This is a genomic window from Pseudomonas sp. 05N36, from assembly GCF_056397385.1.
Window position 1 is genome coordinate 90,582 of the sequence record NZ_JBFTNH010000013.1, and the last position, 22,911, is coordinate 113,492.

Here is a 22,911-nt window from a genome sequence, read left to right on the forward strand (position 1 = left end):
TTCCTTAACAGCACCGCGCACACGCGGAGCAAATTATGATTGTTGAAAGGCGCCTTGAAGGCTGCCGTCAGGGAAATCATTCACCGGGCTGAAGCACATAAATAGCGCACTATTGAAGCTCGTGCGGTTCAGCACCCAGACAAGAGCGTTTGAAATCTCAAACGAATCCTAGGATCAAAGGGGGTAAAGGACAATAGGCTGTTCGAAAAAAAGAACGAAAACGCCGCATTTGCCTTATTTTTCTGATCAACGTAGTAAACACCCGCTCGGCGGGCGCGAAACATCAGGCTATTCAGCAGCATGGACGCCCGCAGCGCATATGAGTATCATGGCGCCCGCATTGCACCAGTAGCTCAGCTGGATAGAGTACTGCCCTCCGAAGGCAGGGGTCGTGGGTTCGAATCCCGCCTGGTGCACCATATAGCAGTCTAGACCTGTCCCAGACAGTCTACGAAACACCCCAAGAAGCCCGCCCTGTGCGGGCTTTCTTGTTTCTGGCTATCCATCCCTGTCTACCCCTATAACTTCACGCCGTGTATGCCCACGTGTATGCTTTGAGATTCATTGAACTGGAGGCATACACGCAGTGAAGCGTACTGAAATCAAACGCCGCCCACTGGCCGACACTACTCTCGCAGGCTTGGAGCCGGAGAGTGCGACGTATCGGGAGCAAGACGGCAACGGCTTGTATTTTCGGGTCAAGGCAAATGGGCAGAAGTCGTGGGAGTTGCGCTACAAAAAACCAGACGGGAAATGGTCCTGGCTGGGCCTAGGCGGTTACCCCGAAATCAGTGGCTCGCTAGCCAGGCAGAAGGCGGCGCAACTGCGGGATGACGCATCGACTGGTAAAAATCCTTTAGTCAGTAAGCAGGCTCGCAAGATTGCTGACCGGGTGGCTGCCAACAACACTTTCGAAGCATTAGGGCGCGAATGGTTTGAGGCTAGGCGCTCAAGCTGGGAAGCCGGCACGTCCCGTCGAGTCCTTGGTGCCCTGGAACTTCACGTGTTCCCCGTTTTCGGCAAACGCATCTACACAGAAATACTGCCCCTTGAATGGATGGAGTTTCTGCGCGGCATGGAGCAGAAAGGGATCATTGAGCAAATGGGCAGAGTTCGGGCCTTCTGCAAAGAGATCTACGACTTGGCACGCGTGACGGGCCGAGCGATCCACAACCCCCTTGAAGGCCTCAATAAATTTCTACAGACACGCAGTGCTGAAAATTATGCACACGTATCAATAGAAGAGCTGCCTGCATTACTTCGTGCTATCAACTCTTACCCTCACGCGAAGGATGTCCGTCTAGGTCTCCGCTTGCTCGCCTTATTAGCGGCACGCCCGAGTGAGATTCGAGAGGCACGTTGGTCAGAGATCGACCTCAACAAAAAGCTATGGACGATTCCAGCCGAGCGAATGAAGCGTCGTCGCGAGCATGTAGTGCCTCTATCTCGCCAGGCCATTGAAGCGATAACGGAGCTGCGCACGCTAACAGGGGCATACCCCCTTCTCTTCCCTGGGAGAAAAGATCGAACCATCCCCCGTAGCAATACCGTCTTTCTGATGGCGCTGCGCAGACTGGGATACGCGGGCCGGCAAACTGGCCATGGCTTCCGCCATATCGCGAGCACGATCCTTAATGAGCAAGGCTTTGATGAGAACCACATTGAGGCCCAGCTTTCTCATGTAAAAGAGGGGATTGCAGGGGTGTACAACAAGGCGGTGTACTTGCCTCAGCGTAAAGTCATGATGCAGTGGTATGCCGATCATCTCGATGAGCTAGTAACTGGCAATGTAGTGCAAGGCCAATTTGGAAAGGTGGTATGAGATCGCTTATCCATCCCCCCTCCAAAAGCGGTGTTACGTGTGTTACTGGTGTAACGGGCGACATCAAACCCTTGAGTATATTGAGTTTCACGCCTGTAACACGCTTGAGAGCGGTGGCATTCGCGTCGTGTAACGCAACGCCTCCGTGTTACACCGAAAGTCCCAATCATTGCCACTGTTGGCTAGCCATTTCCAGCGTACGCGTCTCTTTCGGCGCGCTGGTCGTACGTCAGAAACACAGGGCGCGGGACAACTGCCAGCGCTTCGGCGAAATGGAGGATCGGCTTGGAGCTAATTGACGGCATTGATCTCGCGGTGGGTTTGAAGCCTACGGCTAGATTGATTGAGTATTTATCGATCCAGTCGCTCTACGCGCTCTGCGCCGAGCAAATCCGGGATGCCTGTCATTTACTCGACCAATGCGCATTTCGGATTCAGGCCAATGGAGCAGCTAGTTATCTGAACTCACTCTGCGTTGGGGCCGTCAGGCACGAAGAGTCAATTTTCCGATGTGCAACAACACTTCCGACATCCCTCTTAGCGGATGCAGTTCGCAATGTCACTCGCTGCCAATCCGCGTCCGATGAAGAAGCTTATGCGGCCTACGCAATGGCTTGTGCAGTAAAGGCTATTGAATCGCTCAGCGACTGGATGCAGGCGAGTGAACAACAAGCCGTTTCGATGAACTGGCGGATATTAGAGTTGCCTTGGGAGGAGTTCTGCCAAGCCGTCGCGAGCGAAATCAACCCAGATGAGCGCATTGACGCATTAGAGAACTATGTCGCGCATTTGGAAGTGGTGACCTCGCTGCTCTCGCTTTACGACGATGACATTACCGAGCTTGCTTCCGCTGCCATCAAAACCGCGAGCCGGCAGAAGGGCGGTGTATTCAGCGGCATAGATCGAAAGGATGAGATGAATGAACGTGATGCTGCCATCGTCAACCAAGCACGGGTCTTGCTGAAGAACGGTATGTCGCGTCGGGCTGTCACAACCGCGGTGCATCGCTGGCTTGAGAGAGAGGTGGCTCAACTAGAGGATCAGCGGCCCGACTGGATCCCCCTCGAAACGACAAAGTCGCTAACCCGTAAGCGAGTGGAAGCCATCCTCAAACAACACAAGGTGTTGTAAACCAGAAATTTCAAATGGAACTGAACTGCTCACCGCAGTTCGACACCTAGATCATTGCTCTCGAGTCCAAACATGCCGAGAGCAATACCTATGAGCCCAAACGTAACCACCCTTTCGAGCAAAGCCCCAAAGCATTCCGCAATGCTGTTTGATGCCGCCTCAACCCTAATTCGCATGCGCGAAGTCGAGGGTATCGTCGGCATGAAACGCTCCACCATCTACAAGCTCATGCAGCGCCCCGAGTGCGGCTTCCCGCAGCCGGTCAAACTGAGCACCAGCACCGCACGCGGCGCGCCGGTCGCGTGGGTGCTGGCCGAAGTTCAAGCCTGGGCGCGGGGCCGCATTGAAGCTCGTGATCAGGTGGCCGCATGAGACGCAGCCACTGCCCATTCAAGGGGCCCTTTCTCGATTCCTACAGCGTCGGGTTCCGCCTTTATCGACCTGACGCAATCAACTGGCGGCACCGCACCATCGCCGGCGTGAGCTGGAACGGGGAAGAACAAGAAGCCTTCTTTTTCAACCCTGATGGCCTGGTCCTTCCGCTTAAACCCAATCCTTGGGAATTGCCTGAACTGCTCCGCAAAAATGCGGTACGCAGGGAGTTTTCCTGCATTCACGGCACCGGGCATTTCGCGATGAAAGAAGGCCGCCGCGCCGCCCTGAAATCGCTTGGTTTAAACGACTGGGTCACGTACTGGCTGGTTGATCAATCGGCTGATTACGCGAACGATCCGACGGTGTGGCGACACATTACTGAGCAGGATCTTGCGGAGGAAAAGACCGCGAGCGAACGCCTGCACCGTGAAATGCGCATGACCTCAGAGCTGACCGGTTATGTGGATGAGTGCCTGGCACAGCGCCGCGATCTGCTCGCGGTAGAACATCGCCGACGGTGCGTTGAGGACAGCAAAATCCTCGCTTGGCTCAAAGGCGAAACGCCACTGCCGCTGTTTACCAACGTGCAGGAGGCAGCATGACCCCGACCTTTCTTCCCCACCAAGCATTGGATCTCGTCGGCGTACTTGAAACGTCTCTGCCATCTACCGCAGAGATCAAAGGTCGCCAGCGCTTGCTTGCCCTCCGCGATCAGGCGATCTCGGCCGGCGCTCAGGTGTTGATCGTGCTGTGGCAGAACCTGGAGTGGACGTTGTTAGCGATTCAGCCGCCAGCAGACGTGGTGGTTGGCGACGCTCGTGAGCTGATTCCAAACCTGCTGCGCAATCCCGAAGCGCTACAGCAGATGCGGCAAAGGGCTCGCCAAGGGAACCACTTGCAATGGCTCACCCTCGCCCGCCCTACCACTACCCAGCACTAACGAAAACGCCCCCGGAAGCAATCCGGAGGCGTTGAGGTAAATCTACATGCCCGCACAATTTATGCCGCATCGAGAAAATGCGCAAGATCTCTACACGGTTGCACTTTTGAAGTCGGGACGCTACTCTTTGGCCGTCGCTGCAAATTCAGCGACCGGGTTTAGCGGCCCGATCAACAATAGGCGCACAGGCGCCCCCATTACGATTGCAGGCGCTTTTTTTGTGCCCGCCAGTCTGTTTTATGGTGGCTGTGCGTGGGAGACCTTCGGGTCTGCCGGGTTCCTATTGTCCCGGTCCGCTAACCCGCGCACAGCTGCCACCTTATTTCGTTTAGCGGCGATTCGTGGCAGCTCCTCAACAATAGGAGTTTCGCCAGATGCACACCCTCAATCCGTCCAAAATTCGCGCCACTGCCCATCGTGCAATGGCTCTTGCCGCTTTACATGCCAACTCCAGCCTCGCTACACGTCTCACCCGTTACAACGCCCATATGGCCAAAGCCCGCGCTCTCGAAGCCGCAGGCGGTGCCCAATGAACAACGTCCTGAGTTTTGCCCTGCCCGAAGATCTGCTCGGTGTCAGCAACGATGCTGAAGCTGGCATTCCGATTGACGCCATCACCTGCGCCATTGACCGCGCCGACTCGGTGTTGACCCTGCTTGAGGACCACTTTGACAGCGACAAACCGCGCCTGGCCAATCACGTGCTGGCGTCCGTTATTTGGGACGTGCGCGGCACTCTGGGCCTGATCAAAACCTTGACCCTGCACGGTGATGCAACTTCGACTCCTCGGGCTAAAACTGGGGGTGCGCAATGAGCCTTCAGGCTAACGTCACCACCCAGGGCGCGACCACGTTCGCTCGGTGCGGACAACCCAATCAGACGCTGTTTCGGCTCAGCGCCGGCATCCCGGTGTCCGACGCGCTTGAATACGCCTCCGACCTGCTGAGCTGCGCAAATCGCATGACGCTCCTGGCCACCCACGGCGACAACACTGAGCAGTGCGCGATGGCCGCTCACTACCTGAGTGAAATGGGCAAGGCGGTGATTGATGATGTGACCACCGCCCTCCTGCGATTGGAGGCTGGCCATGACCAATAACGCGAAACGCCCCAGCTTCGCCGACGTGAAAGCGTCCTCTCTGAAAGCGATCGATCGGGTGCTTGCCCATTGGCTGCCCAACGGCAAGCGTGTGGACGGCGGCAAGGAATACACCGCCCCGAATCCGACTCGCAGCGACAAGCGTGCCGGTTCGCTCAAGGTCAACTTGAGCAAGGGTACCTGGGCCGACTTCGCCACCGGCGACAAGGGCGGCGATCTGATCGATCTGGTGCGCTATCTGGATGGCGGCACCGATGTCGAGGCCTGCACCAAGCTGGCGGACCTGCTCAACGTCTCGCCCGGCGCCGCCCAGTCGAAGACCCTCCCCGGCAAGGTCAAAGCACCGGAGTGGATCGCCATTCAGCCGATCCCGGCCGAGGCCATGAACAAGTGCCCGGCCAAGCATCGTCAACACGGCGCACCGTCGAAGGTGTGGATCTACCGTGATACGGAGGGTCAGCCGCTCATGGCGCTCTACCGCTTCAACCTCGGCCCTGATGAAGGCGGCAAGCCGAAGAAGGTCTTTGCGCCACTGACGTGGTGTCTGCGCGCCGATGGCCAAACCAAGCAATGGCGCTGGCAGGGTCTGCCGGATCCGCGCCCAATGCTGCGCCTTGATGAACTGACCCAGCGCGGTGACGCACCGGTTGTCCTGTGCGAAGGCGAAAAGGCCGCTGATGCCGCCACCGAACTGCTGCCCGACTACGTGGCAACCTGCTGGCCGAACGGTTCCAACTCCTGGCACAAAGCCGATCTGACACCGCTCAAAGGTCGCGACGTGCTGTTGTGGCCAGACAACGACGTCAGCGGCAAAGCCTGCATGGAAGCTGTCGCCGACAAGCTGCGCAAAATCGGTGCCGCCTCGGTCCGAGTCATCGCGCTGGACATGTTCAAACGCAAGCCCACGCTGAAGAACGAACGCGCCGCTTTCGCCAAAGGTGGTCAATGGGACGACGGCGACGATGCGGCCGATGCTCTCTCTAAAGGCTGGACAGCGGCCCATTTGGCCGAGCTGGAAAGCAGCGGTGAACTGTTTGGTTTGCCTGTGGAAAAGTCGGCACCGGAGCAGGCTGAAACCAAGCCAGAGCCAAAGGCGAAAACAGCGGTCAAGCGCCCGGCAAAATCGAAAAATGACCTGATGCCCGGTGGCTTTCGCCTGACGTCCGAAGGCGTGTTTTATGCCGGTGACGACGGCGAGGCACGCCCGGTGTGTTCGCCTCTGGAAATTCTCGCCCGTACCCGTGACGACAAGGGCCACAACTGGGGCTTACTGGTCGAGTTCGACGATCCAGACGGCACCAAGAAGCGCTGGAACATCCCGGCGCGCACCATGACCGGCGACTTTGGCAAAGACGTTCTCGGCCCGTTGGTGGACATGGGCTTGCGTCTCGCTGGGAGTCGTTCGGGGCGCAACGCACGCAACGACCTGCAGAGCTACCTCGGAGGCTTCGACAGTGCGCAGCGGGCACGACTGGTCACCCGTTTGGGTTGGCACGACAGCGCCTTTCTGCTGCCCGAGCAGCAGGTCGGCGCGCACAGCGAACACCTTCACTTCTACGAGGCCGGTGCACAGCTCCCACCGATCAGTGAAGCCGGGACCTTGGAGCAGTGGCAACAGCAGATCGGCGCTCTCTGCGTCGGTAACCACCGCTTGGCGTTTGTCGTCGGCGTGGCGTTCGCGGGTCCGCTGCTGCACATGCTCGGCCATGAGTCGGGCGGCTTTCACCTGTACGGCGACAGCTCCGGCGGCAAGACCACTCACCTGCAGGTTGCCGCTTCGATCTACGGCGGACCGCGCTTGGTGCGTTCGTGGCGCTCGACCGACAACGCCCTGGAGTCCATCGCCGCCGCGCATTCCGACGGCCTCCTGGTACTGGACGAAATCGGCATGTGCGACGCGCGGATCATCGGCGAGACGGTGTACATGCTCGGTAACGGCACCGGCAAGGCACGCGCCAATGACCGGGGCCAAGCAGGTCGGCAGGTGCAGGAGTGGCGCTTGCTGTTTCTCTCCACCGGCGAGAAGACCTTGGCCCAGCACATGGCCGAAGCCAACAAGGAGCTGAAAGCCGGTATGGAGGTGCGCATGCTCGCCGTTCCGGCCGATGCCAGCAAAGGTCTCGGCATGTTCGACACACTGAACGGCTTTGAAGATGCCGCAGCCCTGTCTGACGCACTCAAGGCACGGGTGGCGAACTACTACGGCACACCGCTCACCGCGTTCCTGACGGAGCTCTGCGAACCCGGCAAACGCCACGGCTGGTCAGCCATCCTGCGCCGCACGCTGGAAGGCTTTATCGCCAAGTCGCTCCCGGCATCAGCCAGCGGACAAGCGCACCGTGCCGCCGCTCGCTTCGGCCTCGCCGCTGCAGCAGGCGAGTTGGCCACCGCCATGGGCATCACCGGCTGGCCGGACGGGACAGCCACTACTGCCGCTCGTGTGTGCTTGAACGCGTGGCTGAACGAGCGCGGCGGCGCCGGTAACTTCGAGGGCGATGCGATCTTGGCGCGGCTGCGCCAGGTCATCGAGCGCTTCGGCGAAAGCCGTTTCACTCGCTGGGAATCGGCCGCAGCAAAGATCGACGAACACGGCCCGCGCACCATCGATCGTCTCGGTTTCCGCAAAACGCTGGAGCACGGCATGGGAGACACCATGCACACCACAAACACCTATTACGTGCTGCCTGAAGCGTGGCGCTCCGAGATCTTCCGGGGCATGAACATCAATGCAGTGAACAAGGAACTGCTGCAGCGCGGCGTGCTGGAGCCGGGCAGCGACGGCAAGGCATCGAGTCTGGTCCGGTTGCCCGGTCTTGGCCCGCAACGCTGCTACATCGTGAAGACGATTCCGGGAACGGATGAGAGCGAGGCTCGGGCTGCCTGAAGGCCCCCCCATTGATCGAGGTCATGCCGGCTTATTCCCGGCCTCGCCAGCCGCTCAACCAACCCACAATCAAATTGCACAGAGACAACTCAAATGAATGAGATCCAAGAACTGAAAGACCGCCGCGACCAACTGACCGCCGAAAAGGAACGCGTCGGAGCCCAAATCTTTCCCCTCGAAGCAGCGCTGGAAAGTCCCGAAGTCATCGAACAGGACCGGGTGCGTGAAGTGCGGGATCAGTACAACGAACGGAAGAGGAAGTTTGATTCGCTGGACCTAGAGATCAACGGGCTGAATCGGAAGATTTACCGTCGAGAGAACCTCGCCAATCGGGAAACACTGATGACGGACTACATCGAAGGCATGGCCAGCCGGAAAGCCGACGAGCAGGAGCTCAACGAAAAGCGTCAGAGCGTCAGCACCCGCCTGGAGCAGATCCGCCAGCAAGCGATTGAAGACATGGCGAAGGCCCGACAGGCGGAGACGGAAGCGGCCACTGCCTACGCGCAGGCTGTAGCCTGGGGCGACACAGAAGGCGAGAAGAACGCCAATGCTGACGCGCAAAAGGCCGCAAAAAATCTCGCAACAGCCAGCGAACATAACCGTCGGCAACAGCTGATCATCTCCGCCCTAGAGCAGGAACTGATCACGGTTGATCGATACATCACCGAAGCTCAGCAAGAGCACAAAGCTATCGAGAGAAATGCTCTTCACCTAGCGCACACGGTACTGGAAGAGAAGTGGAATGAAGCAGCTGAAGCGTTGCTCGATGTTGGAGGCAAGCTTTGGGCCTCTTATCGCCTCATTGAGCGCGATCAGGTTGGACTCCTGAAAGTGTTCATTCCAGAGCAGGGTGAAAACTTCGGCAGTTGGCAATTCGGTGAACTATCGGACCGCTCGTTTAAACATACCGTGCAAGACGTGCTGGCGATGTAACGACCGGCCACACCCGAAACAGCCCGCGAACGTGGGCTGTTTAGAACGCCGCAAGGATAAACACAATGAATGCGCCGATACAGAACAGCTCAAGCCTGTCCGACACTCTCAAAGCGAGGAAAGCCCATCTGACAGCCCTGCTGAAAGTCGTTGACGTAAGGTCCGGAAAAATCACGCAGATACAAGCTCTCACCATTAATGCGATCAAAGCGGAAATGGGTCACATCGATAGCCAACTGAAAGGCCGGAAATAACGCTGAACTTACATCCTGCAACACGATTCGGAACAATACGCCCAAACACATGATCAAGTAAAAATCAATGTCTAAACTCGCAGAATACCGTCAGTTGGAAAAGCACCTAGCCGAACAACTCCAAGCACTGGAAGCACTAAGAGGTGATGGCGGTCTGAAGAAAGAAATTGAGTTCGAATCCAAACTCCGTGAGCTGCTCGCACAGTATTGATTCAGCTTGAAAAAGATCACTAATTTACTGGATCCACAGAGCAATACCCGCCGCCAAGCCCCAGATCATGCAGCTGGCACGCGCAAACTTCGCCAGCTCAAGGTCTACAAAAACCCACATATTGGCGAAGTTGTTGAAACGAAAGACGGTAACCACAAAACGTTGAAAGAGTGGAAAACTAAGCATGGCTCTGACGCTGTCGAGAGCTGGTTGCACAAATAAGGAAAATCGGAAGACTAAAAGGACCCTTTTGAGGTCCTTTTAGTCTTTCTAGATGAAGGTTCTATTTTTTCTGCACATTTCAATGTCGTTTTGGGCTATCAGTTCCGTCTCGATCATTAAATCAGTTTAAAACGGTGCTCCAAGCAGCACTCCAAAACATACACCAAGCCCTATGGAAGCGTTTATTTCAACGCTCCCCCAAAGTGAAAACTACGCACAAGAGTAAACTGCACCTTGCTTTCGGATAAAAGCAGTCATCCCACAGACTTGAACAAAGTCCACGACAACCTCATACATTATGGTTGCAGAACCTCATGCCACACGCTAGATAGCGCGACCCGCTCTATATGCAGAGCTGTACTTTCATAAAGCATCTTCACGGAAAAAGTTGTTGCAGGGACATCAAAGCGCTCAAAAATCGCCATACCTACACCTATTTGACATACATGTTTGTCAAACCTGATATATCTGTCATGACCAATTTTTTGAAAGTCGGCGGTATTCATAGACAAGAGTTTTAAATTTGATAATTTTTGTGCAAGTGGCGGGGACTTAATAATGTACTTATCGAAATAATTTTGCAATTCGGTATGCATCTGACTAGACGCCTCCCCCCCATCTGAAAGAATGGTAATTGAAAACTTTTTGTCTAATGGCAACATTTCGATAAATTTGGCAATACTTGTTTTATAGCCATTTCCGTGATCTCTTAAAATACTTGAAAAAACATACCTATCAGAGATAAAAATCTTTTTGTTGTATTTTGTTAGCTTTTCAAATTTTTCCAACCAAACATTATTAATATCTGAACCGATAACAATATCCCTTGTTGAGCTATCTTTAGAAGCTCCAAAGTGTATTGACTCTGTTATTGAGCCGACACCTACCAACTCAAATGAACTCGTTAGGCAATGCCTAGTTGTTTTTTCGTTATCGCAAATTACCGCACTAATAGTATCTTCAGCCAATGCAGTTAAAAAGAACTGACTGAGCGAAGTAGCGCTCTGAAAAGTAGTGTACGAGCTACATTCATTCCACGTTTCGGTAGATTGCAACTTCGAATAGCTAGTAAATGCTTGAATCCATCGCTGGTGAAACTTCGGTGGTAAGCTCTTAATTGAGTCAAGATATTCTTGCCCCGAGCCACTTGGAATAATTAAAATCCCGTAGCGCTTCCAGTACTCAATAATGGTGTCATGTACAGCACTAAAAGATTCATCTTGTAGTAGTGCCGCATCAAAAACGCTTCTATCCAAGTGAAAGTCGGTAAGCATAATTTATAATCCAAAAGTTTCTTTGAAGCGCTCTTCAAAAAAGCCTTCTGGCCACTCAGTTAGAAAGTCACCATCCTCATCCATTGGAATCTCAATAATTTGCGCTCCAGATGTAGTTGGATGAACATAGATAATTGAGACATCTGATGGCTTGATTTCTTTTTGCTTGACTTTATTTTGCATTCTCAACATCAATGATTCGCTATGTGTTTCTATGATCCATTGATTCGTCTTACACGTATCTATAAAAAAATTTGCAAGATGAGCTTGAAGACGCGGATGCAAATGAATCTCTGGCTGTTCGACGCAGATAGTACTTTCATTTCTAACTATGCCCTCCACGATAATAGGGAGTAGCTGCCCTATTCCAAATCCAACATCCGAAGGACCAACCACAACTTGAGTTCTAAGATCTTTCAACTGGAGACATATCACAGAACCCGTAACTTCCGACCCTATACTTTCAGCGGTCAAAGTATACGGAATCTCAAAGTTCTTAAACCATTCGTTAATTTCACCAGTTATTTCTGGTGATTTCTCATATATAAATCTTGCAGTGTTTTCACCTTGCTTACCCACAGACCCACTCTGATCACCTTTGGGGGCATAGAACCTACTCGGATGACTCCTAAGAGGGCCTAGGTATGTAATAGAGTTGAATGCTTCCTGTATGTCTTTGGCGATCAAAGTCATTATATTATTAGTCAGCGCCGCCCCAAACCCACTTTCAATTTTATCTTCAATTGCCACCGACGAAGGCGTCGCATAATTCAAGTCACTTGTAAAGCTAACATCATTTAAGTCCTTTACTATTTCCGTATGATGCTCTTTAGAAATGAACTTAAGCTTCGACAAATATGCAAACAATGAGTCCCTGCTTGCGGCTGTTGCAAAATTAAAAATTCGAGCATGCTTTAGTCGCTGTGCTTTTTCAGCGAATTCTCTGGTAGTAAGCTCGGAGCGCAGATCAAGATCAAAAGTACTAACCTTATCTGACGAATATGTAGTTTTTATATTACTCAGATAAGTAAACGCTTCATTTTTATTTCTTTTATTTTTACCAGACAGCAAATACGTGAGTTCGTGATTTCTTCTTTGTGCCTTGGGTAGCGACATAAACCCAGAGGACCACTCACTTTTTGCAGCATTTTTTGGCGGGGAATATGAGCATGAAAACTTTATTTCGCTTTCAACATTGTGATTGTGCGCCATTGCTGCATAGTCGCCGAGATCTACAAAGTCTCCATTTGAAACCAGGCCACCTTGTTCGCTGGGCCTAGTAAGCGACTGTTTTAACAACATCAACGCTTGAATTAGTGAGCTTTTGCCGGACGAGTTCGGGCCATATATCAAAGTAATCGGCGCCAACTTGACACTTTGTTTGGTTGCAAAACTTTTGAAGTTTTCAACGCTCAGCATATGAAACATAGCACACCTACATTGATTGTATTTTGATTTTAAGAAAAAGCCAAATGCACTTATAGTTGAAATCAATTCGATTGATGAGATATACCAAGCGATAAGCGTGCAATGAAAAACTCACATTAGCTTGCCCATTTCGGATCACGAGCTGATCTTCCAGCGATAGATTCTCAGCCGAAAACTCAATCGCGGAAAATTTAATTAAGCAAAATATCGGTGGAATAAAAGTTAGAATTTTAAAATCCATTTTATCACTCATTCGGCTGAGCTGGCCAATGGCCAATCTGAGTGAACAACGAGGAACTGTCAAGCCAATCGTACCCGTCAAACCCGAATCATTCTCATTCTGTAAAACCTCCCGACGGCTGTTAAACTGCCTGGCACGTCACTCATACACGTTTGCTAGGAGCCGAGCCAGTCGACCATCGCTACCTGAAAGCAGTCACCAACGAGATTAGGGGAGTTGCCGCCAGACTCCCAAAGCGCAGCTTGACCGTTAAGAATGGTGCCTAGATTTCCCGGCCACCGGCCACATCACCTGCAAGCTGTGATAAAGCCTCCACGGTCTCAACCATCTGCTCGTAATGGATTTTGTCTACTTCTTTCATCCAAGTAAAGATATCCCCAATAATGTTGTAACCCTCGCCGATTAGGTTCTCCGAAGAATCTTCGCCCACTTCAATAACGGCGCTATGAGAGTATCTATTGATGAAGCGATAGATCTTTTCTTTTGTTTGAGGCGTCGTAATGGTACAGCCTGTCAGCCCAAGCCTGAAAAGCTCAGACATGTCTCCTTTATGTCGTGGATATTTGAAGCTGAAGAATGATTCAAGTATTTTCCGAGCCAGATTAGCAGCTAAGAACGCTTCATCTCTATCGATTCCTGCCTTCCCATTGTACTTGTACAAGCGGTGAAAAATGTAATGGTATTCAGAATTGTAGTCATGCAGGCTTTTCGGGGCGGATTTTATTGAAGAGGCACGCGGCACTTCCGGAGTGGCTTCGACGATATAGAAAAAAGCAGTCGCGGGCTTATCCTTTCTCCTCCGGTTTGCATTAGTTCCGTCAAACCAATCTCTTATTAATTTGAAAAAGTTAAAATTATGTGTAAGAACGAATAGCTGACAAGCGTTTTCACAATGATTTCTGAGAAAGGCATAAGCGTGAAACAAATGATTAGAGTCGAAGCTGGATATTGGATCATCCACTACGACAATGATATCAGTTATTTTTTGATCCGCCTCCGCAAGTTTCGTTATAAAATAAACAAAAGCAATAGCGGTCTTCTCGCCCTCACTTAAATTTTTTGCGTGCTGCCCTTCGCCACCACGAATAATCTCGTAGCCCAGCAGGCTGGGATTAAAACGGAGGCAAAGATCCTCTCTTCCAAGAAAGCTGTGGAGATGCTTATTAAACTCATCTGCCCCTAGCGCCTCATTTGATAGAACACTTTCCAAGCGTTGAATTTCTTGTCGACGAGCAGCAATTTTTGTCCTTAGTTGAACTGCCTCTTTTTCGATGTTTTCTTTCTTCGTCACCCTTGAGAAATAACCAAATACTTTAACCTCAGCCGCGGCATAGTGAAGTTCAATTTTCTTTTTCGCCGAGCCTGTTTCCCTTGCAAAGTCATTTGTTTTCCGGTTATGCCGGGCAATGGTCTCATTCATCGCAGCTATCGCCGTGCGGCCCCCCTCACAAGCGGTGCTATCCACTGGTTTTACGTCGAAATCCATCCTAAATTGACTCTCAATCTTTTGACGCAGCAACGTTCTCCAGGAGTCGATATCACGATTGATGGATGCCGTATATATATTGAGCTGCGTCTTAGCAGAAGTAAATTCGGGCCGCATCTCCTCATATAGCAGGTCTTCGTACGCTAGATCACCAGTGTCTATAATCTGTTGGTCTAACCACAGCTCCGCGCTCGCCAAACGGGTCTGAAGTTTTTTATACTCATCACTAAAGTGTGCATTAATCGCCTCTAGGCGCAACATATCGAGGGGCCCACCACAGAATTCACAGCTTTCTGATGAGTGATTAGTATGAATTCCCATCCCTGCTTGAACCCAAGATTGAATATCTGGATTATCCTTCAAGCGTTCTAGTACAACGCTTGTTGCGGTCGTCTTTAGTAAACCTTCGAGGCGTAGTTTGGCTGCTTCAAATACTTCGGAATTTAACTTGTTAGAAATAGCGCCAACCTGAGGCTTAGTCTCAGGTCTTGCTGTGACGACCAACTCCGAAAGTTCATTATCTTTCAATATTGAAGCCGCTGCTCGCACCGCTTCGCTATTACCGTTGATGAATGCCTCGAGTTTTGTTCTGTTGTAGTTTAGATAATGACTATCATCAGTACCAATCACTTGAAGACTAGACTTTGTCCGCTTAGCGCTGTCTGTAAGAAACTTTTGAAGATCCGCCCCCGCCTTTTCTGTATCAGCATTCGCCTTGACTAATTTCGAGTCATCGGATTGTTGATCTTTCTTCAGACTCTCTAACTGTTTGCGCTCTTCAATTTTTTCTTTCGCTACAAGGAGTATACTTTTGACCGAATTATTCCAGTCAATATTCTCCTTAATAAATCCTGCATTGAATGTACGAACCTGGATGATGGTTTGTGCAACCGTTTTCTCTGTAATAGTTGAACTATTTTCTAGTGTAACGGTAAACTCGCAGGAATCATCGATACCTACCCGGAGATTGCGCCGCCGCTCCAACGACTCGAATAAAGTCGACAGAGTTGATTTACCGCTGCCATTCCACCCGTAGATTAAATTAAGTTTCCCAAACTCTTGAACCTCGCCGCCATTAAAGTCCTTAAATATACCGAACCCCTTTAGTTTTTTTATTCTCTTAATCATGAGTTCAAGTCCTTTTACTGACGGCCTTTGGGTCACTAAAAAAGGTAAGCGCTGGATCAGCTTAGGAATAGAATTTAAGCTTAGCAATTATCAAGATCAAAAATGCTCTCAACCAATTGATTCAAGAGCTTTATCTTGCCTCAACGTCAAAAAACGGACGACCCTCGCCAGCCGGAAAAGCAACCTAACTGATGATTATTTGCATCAGATGGCATTCAGTACGAGTGCATTTGGAGAAATAGTAGTAGCCAGATAGATTACACTGGTGCGCGTTTTTTGACGTGAGCCCTCGCTACTCTGATGTAACACCATTTTAGCTGTAACACTTTTCAATAACTACATTCATCACCGGTGTAACACACATAAACTCCCTTATTTTCAATGACATGATTGCATAAGTAACACCGGTAACACCCGTAACGTAGTTTTAGCCCCACTCCCCAAGAGTGCTAATGCCAGCAGCGAATAAAATGCGTGCCGTTGCCGCGTTCTGAATGTTCATCGGGTCCCTATGGCGTTCCTCCATGAGAGGCGGGAAGCCCACAGCTTCTTGACTGCAGTTGACTTTCTACGTTGGTGTTGACACGCCAAACTACTGTTGTCACCAATCCGGTGTTCACGATTGAGCACACCCAAAGGCACCTTCAGATGTTGTAAAGGTGCTCGTTTTTTATCAAGCCCCTTTCAATTTCAACATTGAAATTTCAGTAAGCTGGGTTGACTGTCGCTAGCACAAAGCCGCGGGTTTCCGACCCCGTACCGTGAGAAAAGCCTCAGGGTCCCCGGCAGTTTTCCGGGTTCGGTGACAGGACTTTGCGCTTTCGCCAACAGCACGGCGCCGAGCTGCCGGTCATCGGCTAGTATCAAAAGCCAAGCTACCAGGTCGGTTGGCAATCAGAGTTAGGGAAAGCGCTATGGATATGGTTCGTGTGATCTCGTCGGCAATCACCGCTGTGGGCTACGACGCCACCACAGGCCGGATGAAAATCACGTTCAAACAAGGGCGCACATACGACTTCTGCCGCGTGCCATCAGACGTACATCAGGGTTTGATGGCGGCAGGTTCCAAAGGGTCGTATTTCGACAGAGTCATTAAAGATCGCTACCAGTGCTAGCTCATTGCATGGGGTAAGTTTTCAAGCCAATACCCTACCAGCAGCATGGACCGTGTATGCCAACGTGTATGCCTAACCAAAACACTACCAACCAAACCCTTATAGAACGGGGCCCGCAGAGTTCAGTTCAAACGACGCCTGGCCATCTTCTTTCCCTTGTATGACAAGGGAATAGCGCTCCTGATAAAAACCTGTCCTGGTCCTGAACGTCGTTTTTGCCACACTTGAACGTGGCGAGTATCAGTGGGAAGCGCAAATCCGCCGTAAGGGCTATCCAGCCCAAAGAAAAACCTTCGAAACCAAATCCGATGCCCAAGCCTGGGCGCGCATGATCGAAAGCGAAATCGACCGGGGCATCTTTGTCTCTCGCGTCGAGGCTGAACGCACTGCCTTTCATCAACTCATTGATCGTTACGTCTCCGCGGTCGCTCGTCACGATTACCGGTTGAGTCTGCAGCCAATCGCAGACGCTTAAAGGTGTCCAGGAAAGCCGGGGCGATTCAGCATTCAGATAGTGCGAGGCCCAGATCAATTGCGGGTTTTCTTCCATCAGGCCGCGACCTGCCAGCAAAGTGGTGGTTTGCATCTTGGGCGCTGTTTATAGAGAATCCCCCCTCTTGCTCGAAAGGATGCTCGCAATGAAGGCCGAAGGGACTTTCCAATACATGACCCCGCACGGGATCGTCTTCAACGTCTCGCAGATCACCCTCACCGACAGCGAGCGCGGCCGCCTGCGCGAGCTCCATTTTGGCGAAGCGAAAAACGCCCACTATCAGGTCAACTGCAAGGTCGTAGAGGTGTACGACAAGATGCGATTGGCCCACAGCGCTCTTCCGAATCCCTGATCATCAAGACCTGAGTGGGGCTGCACATGTCCGAAATTACCCAGACGGTCATCGTCGTGGCGCTGGCCTTTCTACTTGATCGGTTTCTTAAGCCGTACCCGCTGCGCAAGTGGCTAGGGGTAGCGCTGGTGGTGGCTGGCGCAATCGGYTGCGTTGCAGTGAGCCAGGCCCGGTTGCTGGGCTTTGACCTGGGATTGATGTCGGTCCTTGCCGTGCCGGTGGGCGCGGGGCTGTTCGTGACCAGGCGGCGGTTTGTGCAGGTTGGCTGAAGTGCATCATCCCTGGCTCGGCATCATCCACCAGCGCCTTGGCCAAAGCGATGTGAAAAGGGGCGCCTGCCTTCGATTGAAGCAGGCTGACTGCCGTAGACCGATTGCTGCTGTTTTGGTGCGGGTCAATGCATTACAGCCGCAAGCCCGCCAAGAGCTTGGCGCTGCTCATTGACTGCTGTGAACCGAGCCTCCGCCCGCACCAGTCGTTTCACTTTCTCTGCGTTACCTACCCGCCTCAACATCGCGAATGCGATCGTCAAATGGCTCTCGCCGCCATCGTTTACGCGCATGCAGATACGCAGCCAGGTCCCCGTAACCCAGCTGACTGGCAATTTGCGCGCGGTTCTCACCCAGAAACTCAAGATGCTGTTCCAGCTCGGCCCTCACCAGATCGAGCAGCAGGCGGAACGTCATGCCTTGCTCTTCCATGCGACGGCGCAAGGTACGCGGGCTCTGGTGCAGAGCTTCTGCCTGATTTTCCAGGCTGGGTACCACGCCACGCGCCAGGCTTTGTCGCATGCCGGCCGCGACTTTCCCGGTCCAGCCATTGAGCTGGAGATGCCGGGCGATCCGTCGGTCCATCTCACTGCGCAACAACTCCGCCATCCCGTCGTGTCGCGTCAGCAACGGTAACCGCAAGACACTCGGGTCGTAATACAGGCAGTCATGCGCGCACTCGAACACGATGTTATCCCCGAACCATCGGGTGTATTCGGCGTGGTAGGTTGGTCGTGGATGGGCGAAGTGAGCCAGCACCGGCCGGACCGGTTCGCCCGTGGCTTTGCGCAGTTGGGTCACGGCCATCACGCAGTAATGTTCCACCACGTAGCGGGCCAGTTTGGCGGGTGCGTCGATCCGCAGCTCTACGCCCAGGCCACGGGCATCGTTGATCAGCTTGACGCTGTCCATGTCCGACGCCAGCCCCGCATAGTCACACCAGCACTGGATAGCTGCGCTGACGTCCGGGCAATACATGCAGATGTACGTCAGCTCGTGGCAGTCCTGCGGCGTGAACCCGGCGAACAGGTGCAGGCCAATGGCAGGATCTTGTTGGGCCGCCGCCGTCCACAATTGCTCAAGCTCAAGCAGGCTGTAATCGCGACGGTTACTGCGTGTCTGCTTGTGCAGTACACGTTCCAGAACCTGTCCGAGCTGCCCCCGATGAAAGCGACGGGCTGGCTGATTGGCCTCTTCTCGAGTGATTTTGTCCATTTCGCACATGTTGTCCGGAAGGCTCATGGTTTCTTATTGCTCAGGCAATGCCCAAATCGGGCCTGACTCGAGATTGCCATGAATACAATAATGCTCGCCAACAATCCAATCCTGGTCGTCGCCGGGATTTTTCTGGGTTTCATCCTGCTGGAAATTGCGTGCGCCTGTTTCCGCCAACCCAAAGGCCAGCGCCGCGATACGCTGATCGAGGTCATTGGTTCGTCGCTCCTGCTGGGTATCACCTTTCCATTGGTGATGTTCCTCAGCAACCTGTTGCTCGGTGGTCTGGCCCCTCAACTCAAGAACAGCCTGGCCAATATTCACTGGGTGGCCGGCCTCGGGTTGTTTCTGCTGTTCGATGACTTGACCCAGTACTGGTGGCACCGCCTGACCCATCGGCTGCCGTTTCTCTATGCCCTGCATCGCGCTCACCATTCGGCGCCCTACATGAGCATTCGCATCGTTTACCGAAACAACAGCTTTTACTACCTGCTGATGCCGGGCATCTGGCTGTCCGGAGCCCTTATCTACCTGGGCCTGGCACCGGTTTACTACGGTTACCTGATCGTCAAGATGACGGTGATCTTCGCCGCGCACAGCAGCGTCGCCTGGGATGAAAAACTCTACCGCATTCCGGCCTTGCGTCCGCTGATGTGGGTCCTCGAACGAACCATTTCGACCCCCGCCACCCATGCGGCCCATCATGGTTTGAACGCCAATGACGGCGTAACCCACTACAAGGGAAACTTCGGCAACCTGCTGTTCTTCTGGGACGTGCTGTTCGGAACGGCCAAGATCACCCAGCGTCGCCCCTCAACCTATGGCATAGAGGATCTGCATCCGGTGACGTGGCAGCAGGAGCTGTTCTGGCCGCTGGTTCGTTCACCAAAACGAGTGCGGCAAGGCGATCTCAAGCAAGAGAAAGAAGCTCGCTCGATATCGTCCGGGTCTTGAGTTCGGAATTTGTTTCAGATGCAAGGAAAGAGGTTCACCGGTCGACATCTAGGCCAAAGCGGCTATCAGCGAAAATATCAGCCACATCTTCGCCGAGTGCGAACCCGTGGAAAACTCAGTTGTTCGACTTTAAAAGGTACCTGACAATGCTCAATTTACAGCGCACAAGGGTCACCACTTCAGACCAACTGCCAGCCACACCAAGTGACCGATTTGCACATCGCGCCGGAGTAAAAACGCGACGCTGCATCGGGTACCTATTTAACCGATAAGGATTGGCCAACCGCCAAGTGAGTGTTTTTTGCACGGACGTTTTTTAGTCGTACTCATCGCCTTGGGCTTGTTGGCGGGTTGCTCGACGACACCGCCAAGAGAGCAAAGCAACCTTTGCAGCATCTACCGCCAATACCCGGCCTGGTATGAAAACTCGCTGAAGATGGAGAAAGCCTGGGGCCTGCCGCCGCATGTGGCGATGGCGATCATCAAGCAGGAAAGCAGCTTTGTGCACGATGCCCTGCCCCCTCGCTACTACTTTTTGTGGGTTATTCCCTGGGGACGGGTCAGCTCGGCATACGGCTATGCCCAGGCGCAGGATCCGGTGTGGAGCGAGTACAAGAGCGCAACCGGCAACGGCGGTTCGCGTGACAACTTTAACGACGCGATCATGTTCGTCGGCTGGTACGTCGCCGGCACTCAGCGTCAGTTGGGGGTTTCCAAGTGGGATGCCTACAGCCAGTACCTTGCCTACCACGAAGGACGCGGCGGGTTCAGTCGCCAGACCTATCTACAGAAACCCTGGCTGATGCAGGTCGCGCGCAAGGTCGAGCAACAGGCGAAAGATTATGGCTGGCAACTCCGGCAATGCAGGGGTGAACTGGAGAGCAACCGCAGCTGGTGGTAGTCATGCCCTGGATGACGGCTCATCCACGACGTCCACCTCGGCAGGCTCCTCCTCGTCGTCATCCTCTTCATCGTCGTCGAGCAGAAAGTCCTTGCGCGCTTCAGTGATCGCCCGGCGCATGTCTTCGCCCTTGATCGGGCAGTTGAGCAATTGGGCAATGCGGTCAATTCGTTGTGTCACAGCTGGCCTCCAACGCACCAGTAATTGGCTTGATAGTGCTCGCTTTCAACGAACGACGCCAATGCCCTGAACACCCGGACCGCAATAGCCCTGTAAAACTATCAGTCAAACCTTACCGCAGCTCACGTCACAGGCATCTGATCGTCATTTGCCGCCAACACCAACGCCTTCTGATGCACCAGTGAGGCCGGCGGGTGCAACTGCTTCTGGAGCTCGGGATCGATGCGCAAGAAGCGTGGGACAACGTGGCTGACGTCGCCGTCTTCGTTGTTGTGGATCACCATGGTTCCCAGATCGCGCAGCTGAGCCAGATGCTCTTCGGTCAGGTTGAAGCTTATGCTCAAGCCTTTGTCATCGATCACCGGTGCCGGTAGACGACGCTGGGCGAAGCTTTTGCTCTTGCGGTGCTGGTAACGCGCCCAGGAGATCAGGACCACCGCGTTGAACAGCGCCACCCACAAGTAGATTTGCAGCGTGCCAAGGGCGTCGAGCATCGTCGATTCGATACGCAACCCTTCGTGGGTATCAAACAATGGCCAGAGGCCGCTTACCAGCAGGTACAGCAAGCCGAACCAGGCCAATACCGTGAAAAAGGCATCAATAACGACCAGAAATGGTCGTTGACGGGTTCTGATGATTTTCATTTGCTGAACTCCTCGTCATCGTCATCGTCATTCAGCGGCTTGATGCCACGGTCGGGACTGACCCAGCGCGCACGCTTCTGATGTTGGCCAAACAGCACTTTGGGGAAGCTGACCAGGGTGGTGAGCAGGCTGATGAACCAGAACACCAGCGGGTACCAGACCACCCAGAACATGGTTTTCCACAGCCCGCGCTCGTAGCGACGGTCGATCAGGATGCTGACCGCGAACTGCAGCAAGCAGACCATCGCCAGCAACAGCCCGGTGAAGGCCGGCGGCAGCAAGTGGTGCACGGCAATGGCGGCCGGCATGTCGACGAACTTGYCCACGCCCCAGAAAATCACCGACAGAAAAAAGGTGAAGGCCCAGCCGGTGGACAGGCAGTACTCGAACAGCAGCGGCCAGAGGTAGCGATGGCGGTATTGCCAGATGCCGCGGATGTTTTTGAACAGCACCTCGGCGCCGCCCTGGGCCCAGCGCAAACGCTGCTTCCACAACCCGGACAGGGTTTCCGGCATCAGAATCCAGCACAGTGCGCGCGGCTCGTAGAAGATGCTCCAGTGATCCAGTTGCAGCTTCCAACTGATGTCGATGTCTTCGGTGATCATGTCCGGGCTCCAATAGCCGACCCGATGCAACGCCGAACGACGGAACGCCACAATCACCCCGGACACAGTAAAAATCCGCCCGAAGACCCGTTGGGTGCGCTTGATCAGACCGATGATCGAAGAGAACTCGCCGACCTGAACACGCCCGACCAGCGTTGAACGGGTTCGAATCCGTGGGTTGCCCGTCACCGCGCCCAGCCGCGCGTTATCGAGCATCGGCGCCACCAGGTAGGCCGCCGTGTTTGGTGCGAGCAAGGCATCGCCGTCAATGCACACCAGATACTCGCTGCGCGCGGCAATCGCGCCCATGCGCAGTGCCACCGCTTTGCCCTGGTTTTCCGCCAGGTGCAGCACCCGCAAGCGTGGGTCTTCGGCAGCGAGGGCATCGAGGACGGCGGCCGTGTTGTCCTTGGAGCCGTCATTGATGGCGATCACTTCGATGTTCGGGTAATGCTGGCCCAGCGCGGCATGAATGGTATCAGCCGCGTTATCGCCCTCGTTGTAGCAAGGGATCAGGATCGAAATCAGCGGCTCACCCGCCAGCGGCGGCGGCAGCGTGTCGTCCGTCCACGGCCAGTGGCGCTCCCAGTGCAGCCAGAAATACAGGCCACCGGCGATCCACAGTCCGGACATGAACAGCGGATAGAAAAACACGAAGTCCATCAAGAATTGCCCGGTGACCAGAAAGATCAGCCCCAGGGGAATCCCCAGGACGATCGCCAGGACCAGCAGAGCTAGAAGTCTATCCAGCAT

The 22,911-nt window shown here is 53.5% G+C and carries 23 protein-coding genes, 1 tRNA gene and 1 pseudogene; 17 read left to right on the forward strand and 8 right to left on the reverse strand.

Annotation, left to right across the window (positions count from 1 at the left end):
• Positions 1–342: 342 nt before the first annotated feature.
• The 12 genes and pseudogenes from AC1DIH_RS17900 to AC1DIH_RS17955 all read left to right on the forward strand — a co-directional run bounded on the left by AC1DIH_RS17900 (position 343) and on the right by AC1DIH_RS17955 (position 9,873).
• Positions 343–419, forward strand: a tRNA-Arg gene (locus AC1DIH_RS17900).
• A gap of 167 nt (positions 420–586) precedes the next feature.
• Complete coding sequence (locus AC1DIH_RS17905; protein ID WP_477772696.1) at positions 587–1,822, forward strand: tyrosine-type recombinase/integrase; 1,236 nt, start codon at positions 587–589, stop codon at positions 1,820–1,822.
• Positions 1,823–2,107: 285 nt separating this feature from the next.
• On the forward strand, positions 2,108–2,953 hold the full coding sequence (locus AC1DIH_RS17910; protein ID WP_477772697.1) for a hypothetical protein: 846 nt from the start codon (positions 2,108–2,110) through the stop codon (positions 2,951–2,953).
• Between the two features lie 90 nt (positions 2,954–3,043).
• A complete protein-coding gene (locus AC1DIH_RS17915; protein ID WP_477772698.1) occupies positions 3,044–3,325 on the forward strand; it encodes a helix-turn-helix transcriptional regulator in 282 nt (93 codons plus the stop codon).
• Positions 3,322–3,930: a hypothetical protein gene (locus AC1DIH_RS17920; protein ID WP_477772699.1), complete on the forward strand. Its 609-nt coding sequence runs from the start codon at positions 3,322–3,324 to the stop codon at positions 3,928–3,930. The genes AC1DIH_RS17915 and AC1DIH_RS17920 overlap by 4 nt, the downstream gene beginning before the upstream one ends.
• Positions 3,927–4,268 carry a hypothetical protein gene (locus AC1DIH_RS17925; protein WP_477772700.1) on the forward strand — a complete coding sequence of 114 codons (342 nt, stop codon included), beginning with the start codon at positions 3,927–3,929 and terminating at the stop codon, positions 4,266–4,268. The genes AC1DIH_RS17920 and AC1DIH_RS17925 overlap by 4 nt, the downstream gene beginning before the upstream one ends.
• Before the next feature lie 529 nt (positions 4,269–4,797).
• On the forward strand, positions 4,798–5,082 hold the full coding sequence (locus AC1DIH_RS17930; protein ID WP_477772701.1) for a hypothetical protein: 285 nt from the start codon (positions 4,798–4,800) through the stop codon (positions 5,080–5,082).
• Positions 5,079–5,366 carry a DUF3077 domain-containing protein gene (locus AC1DIH_RS17935; RefSeq protein ID WP_477772702.1) on the forward strand — a complete coding sequence of 96 codons (288 nt, stop codon included), beginning with the start codon at positions 5,079–5,081 and terminating at the stop codon, positions 5,364–5,366. Before AC1DIH_RS17930 ends, AC1DIH_RS17935 begins: the two co-directional genes overlap by 4 nt.
• Positions 5,356–8,250: a DUF927 domain-containing protein gene (locus AC1DIH_RS17940; RefSeq protein ID WP_477772703.1), complete on the forward strand. Its 2,895-nt coding sequence runs from the start codon at positions 5,356–5,358 to the stop codon at positions 8,248–8,250. The genes AC1DIH_RS17935 and AC1DIH_RS17940 overlap by 11 nt, the downstream gene beginning before the upstream one ends.
• 93 nt (positions 8,251–8,343) lie before the next feature.
• Positions 8,344–9,186, forward strand: a complete 843-nt coding sequence (locus tag AC1DIH_RS17945) for a chromosome segregation protein SMC (RefSeq protein ID WP_477772704.1) — start codon at positions 8,344–8,346, stop codon at positions 9,184–9,186.
• Between the two features lie 65 nt (positions 9,187–9,251).
• Positions 9,252–9,440 (forward strand): hypothetical protein, encoded by a 189-nt coding sequence (locus tag AC1DIH_RS17950; RefSeq protein ID WP_477772705.1) that lies wholly within the window; start codon positions 9,252–9,254, stop codon positions 9,438–9,440.
• A 67-nt stretch (positions 9,441–9,507) separates the two neighbouring features.
• Positions 9,508–9,873: pseudogene (locus AC1DIH_RS17955) on the forward strand (histone-like nucleoid-structuring protein, MvaT/MvaU family).
• A gap of 296 nt (positions 9,874–10,169) precedes the next feature.
• Here the strand turns inward: AC1DIH_RS17955 and AC1DIH_RS17960 are convergent.
• The 3 genes from AC1DIH_RS17960 to AC1DIH_RS17970 all read right to left on the reverse strand — a co-directional run bounded on the left by AC1DIH_RS17960 (position 10,170) and on the right by AC1DIH_RS17970 (position 15,430).
• Positions 10,170–11,147: a hypothetical protein gene (locus tag AC1DIH_RS17960; RefSeq protein ID WP_477772706.1), complete on the reverse strand. Its 978-nt coding sequence runs from the start codon at positions 11,145–11,147 to the stop codon at positions 10,170–10,172.
• A gap of 3 nt (positions 11,148–11,150) precedes the next feature.
• Entirely contained in the window at positions 11,151–12,575 is a 1,425-nt protein-coding gene (locus AC1DIH_RS17965) for a DUF3696 domain-containing protein (RefSeq protein WP_477772707.1), read from the reverse strand.
• Positions 12,576–13,078: 503 nt separating this feature from the next.
• Positions 13,079–15,430: an AAA family ATPase gene (locus tag AC1DIH_RS17970; protein ID WP_477772708.1), complete on the reverse strand. Its 2,352-nt coding sequence runs from the start codon at positions 15,428–15,430 to the stop codon at positions 13,079–13,081.
• Positions 15,431–16,344: 914 nt separating this feature from the next.
• Here AC1DIH_RS17970 and AC1DIH_RS17975 point away from each other — a divergent pair.
• Positions 16,345–16,545 (forward strand): KTSC domain-containing protein, encoded by a 201-nt coding sequence (locus AC1DIH_RS17975; protein WP_226298346.1) that lies wholly within the window; start codon positions 16,345–16,347, stop codon positions 16,543–16,545.
• Positions 16,546–16,672: 127 nt separating this feature from the next.
• Here the strand turns inward: AC1DIH_RS17975 and AC1DIH_RS17980 are convergent, their stop codons facing one another.
• Positions 16,673–17,131 (reverse strand): hypothetical protein, encoded by a 459-nt coding sequence (locus AC1DIH_RS17980; protein WP_477772709.1) that lies wholly within the window; start codon positions 17,129–17,131, stop codon positions 16,673–16,675.
• 52 nt (positions 17,132–17,183) lie between these two features.
• Here AC1DIH_RS17980 and AC1DIH_RS17985 point away from each other — a divergent pair, with 52 nt between their 5' ends.
• Both AC1DIH_RS17985 and AC1DIH_RS17990 read left to right on the forward strand, forming a co-directional pair.
• Positions 17,184–17,390 (forward strand): hypothetical protein, encoded by a 207-nt coding sequence (locus tag AC1DIH_RS17985; protein WP_477772710.1) that lies wholly within the window; start codon positions 17,184–17,186, stop codon positions 17,388–17,390.
• A 26-nt stretch (positions 17,391–17,416) separates the two neighbouring features.
• Positions 17,417–17,659, forward strand: a complete 243-nt coding sequence (locus tag AC1DIH_RS17990; protein ID WP_477772711.1) for a hypothetical protein — start codon at positions 17,417–17,419, stop codon at positions 17,657–17,659.
• A gap of 225 nt (positions 17,660–17,884) precedes the next feature.
• On the opposite strand, the gene AC1DIH_RS17995 is transcribed toward AC1DIH_RS17990, so the two are convergent.
• A complete protein-coding gene (locus AC1DIH_RS17995) occupies positions 17,885–18,883 on the reverse strand; it encodes an AraC family transcriptional regulator ligand-binding domain-containing protein (RefSeq protein WP_477772737.1) in 999 nt (332 codons plus the stop codon).
• Between the two features lie 69 nt (positions 18,884–18,952).
• Here AC1DIH_RS17995 and AC1DIH_RS18000 point away from each other — a divergent pair, with 69 nt between their 5' ends.
• Positions 18,953–19,828: a sterol desaturase family protein gene (locus tag AC1DIH_RS18000; protein ID WP_477772712.1), complete on the forward strand. Its 876-nt coding sequence runs from the start codon at positions 18,953–18,955 to the stop codon at positions 19,826–19,828.
• 301 nt (positions 19,829–20,129) lie between these two features.
• A complete protein-coding gene (locus tag AC1DIH_RS18005) occupies positions 20,130–20,729 on the forward strand; it encodes a transglycosylase SLT domain-containing protein (protein WP_477772713.1) in 600 nt (199 codons plus the stop codon).
• Here AC1DIH_RS18005 and AC1DIH_RS18010 read toward each other — a convergent pair whose 3' ends face one another.
• The 3 genes from AC1DIH_RS18010 to pgaC form a co-directional block, all read right to left on the reverse strand.
• Positions 20,730–20,909 (reverse strand): hypothetical protein, encoded by a 180-nt coding sequence (locus tag AC1DIH_RS18010; RefSeq protein ID WP_477772714.1) that lies wholly within the window; start codon positions 20,907–20,909, stop codon positions 20,730–20,732.
• Positions 20,910–21,031: 122 nt separating this feature from the next.
• The gene (gene pgaD / locus AC1DIH_RS18015) at positions 21,032–21,553 is read right to left on the reverse strand and encodes a poly-beta-1,6-N-acetyl-D-glucosamine biosynthesis protein PgaD (RefSeq protein WP_054595028.1); all 522 of its coding nucleotides are present in this window, start codon (positions 21,551–21,553) and stop codon (positions 21,032–21,034) included.
• Positions 21,550–22,911, reverse strand: a complete 1,362-nt coding sequence (pgaC, locus tag AC1DIH_RS18020; protein WP_477772715.1) for a poly-beta-1,6-N-acetyl-D-glucosamine synthase — start codon at positions 22,909–22,911, stop codon at positions 21,550–21,552. Before pgaC ends, pgaD begins: the two co-directional genes overlap by 4 nt.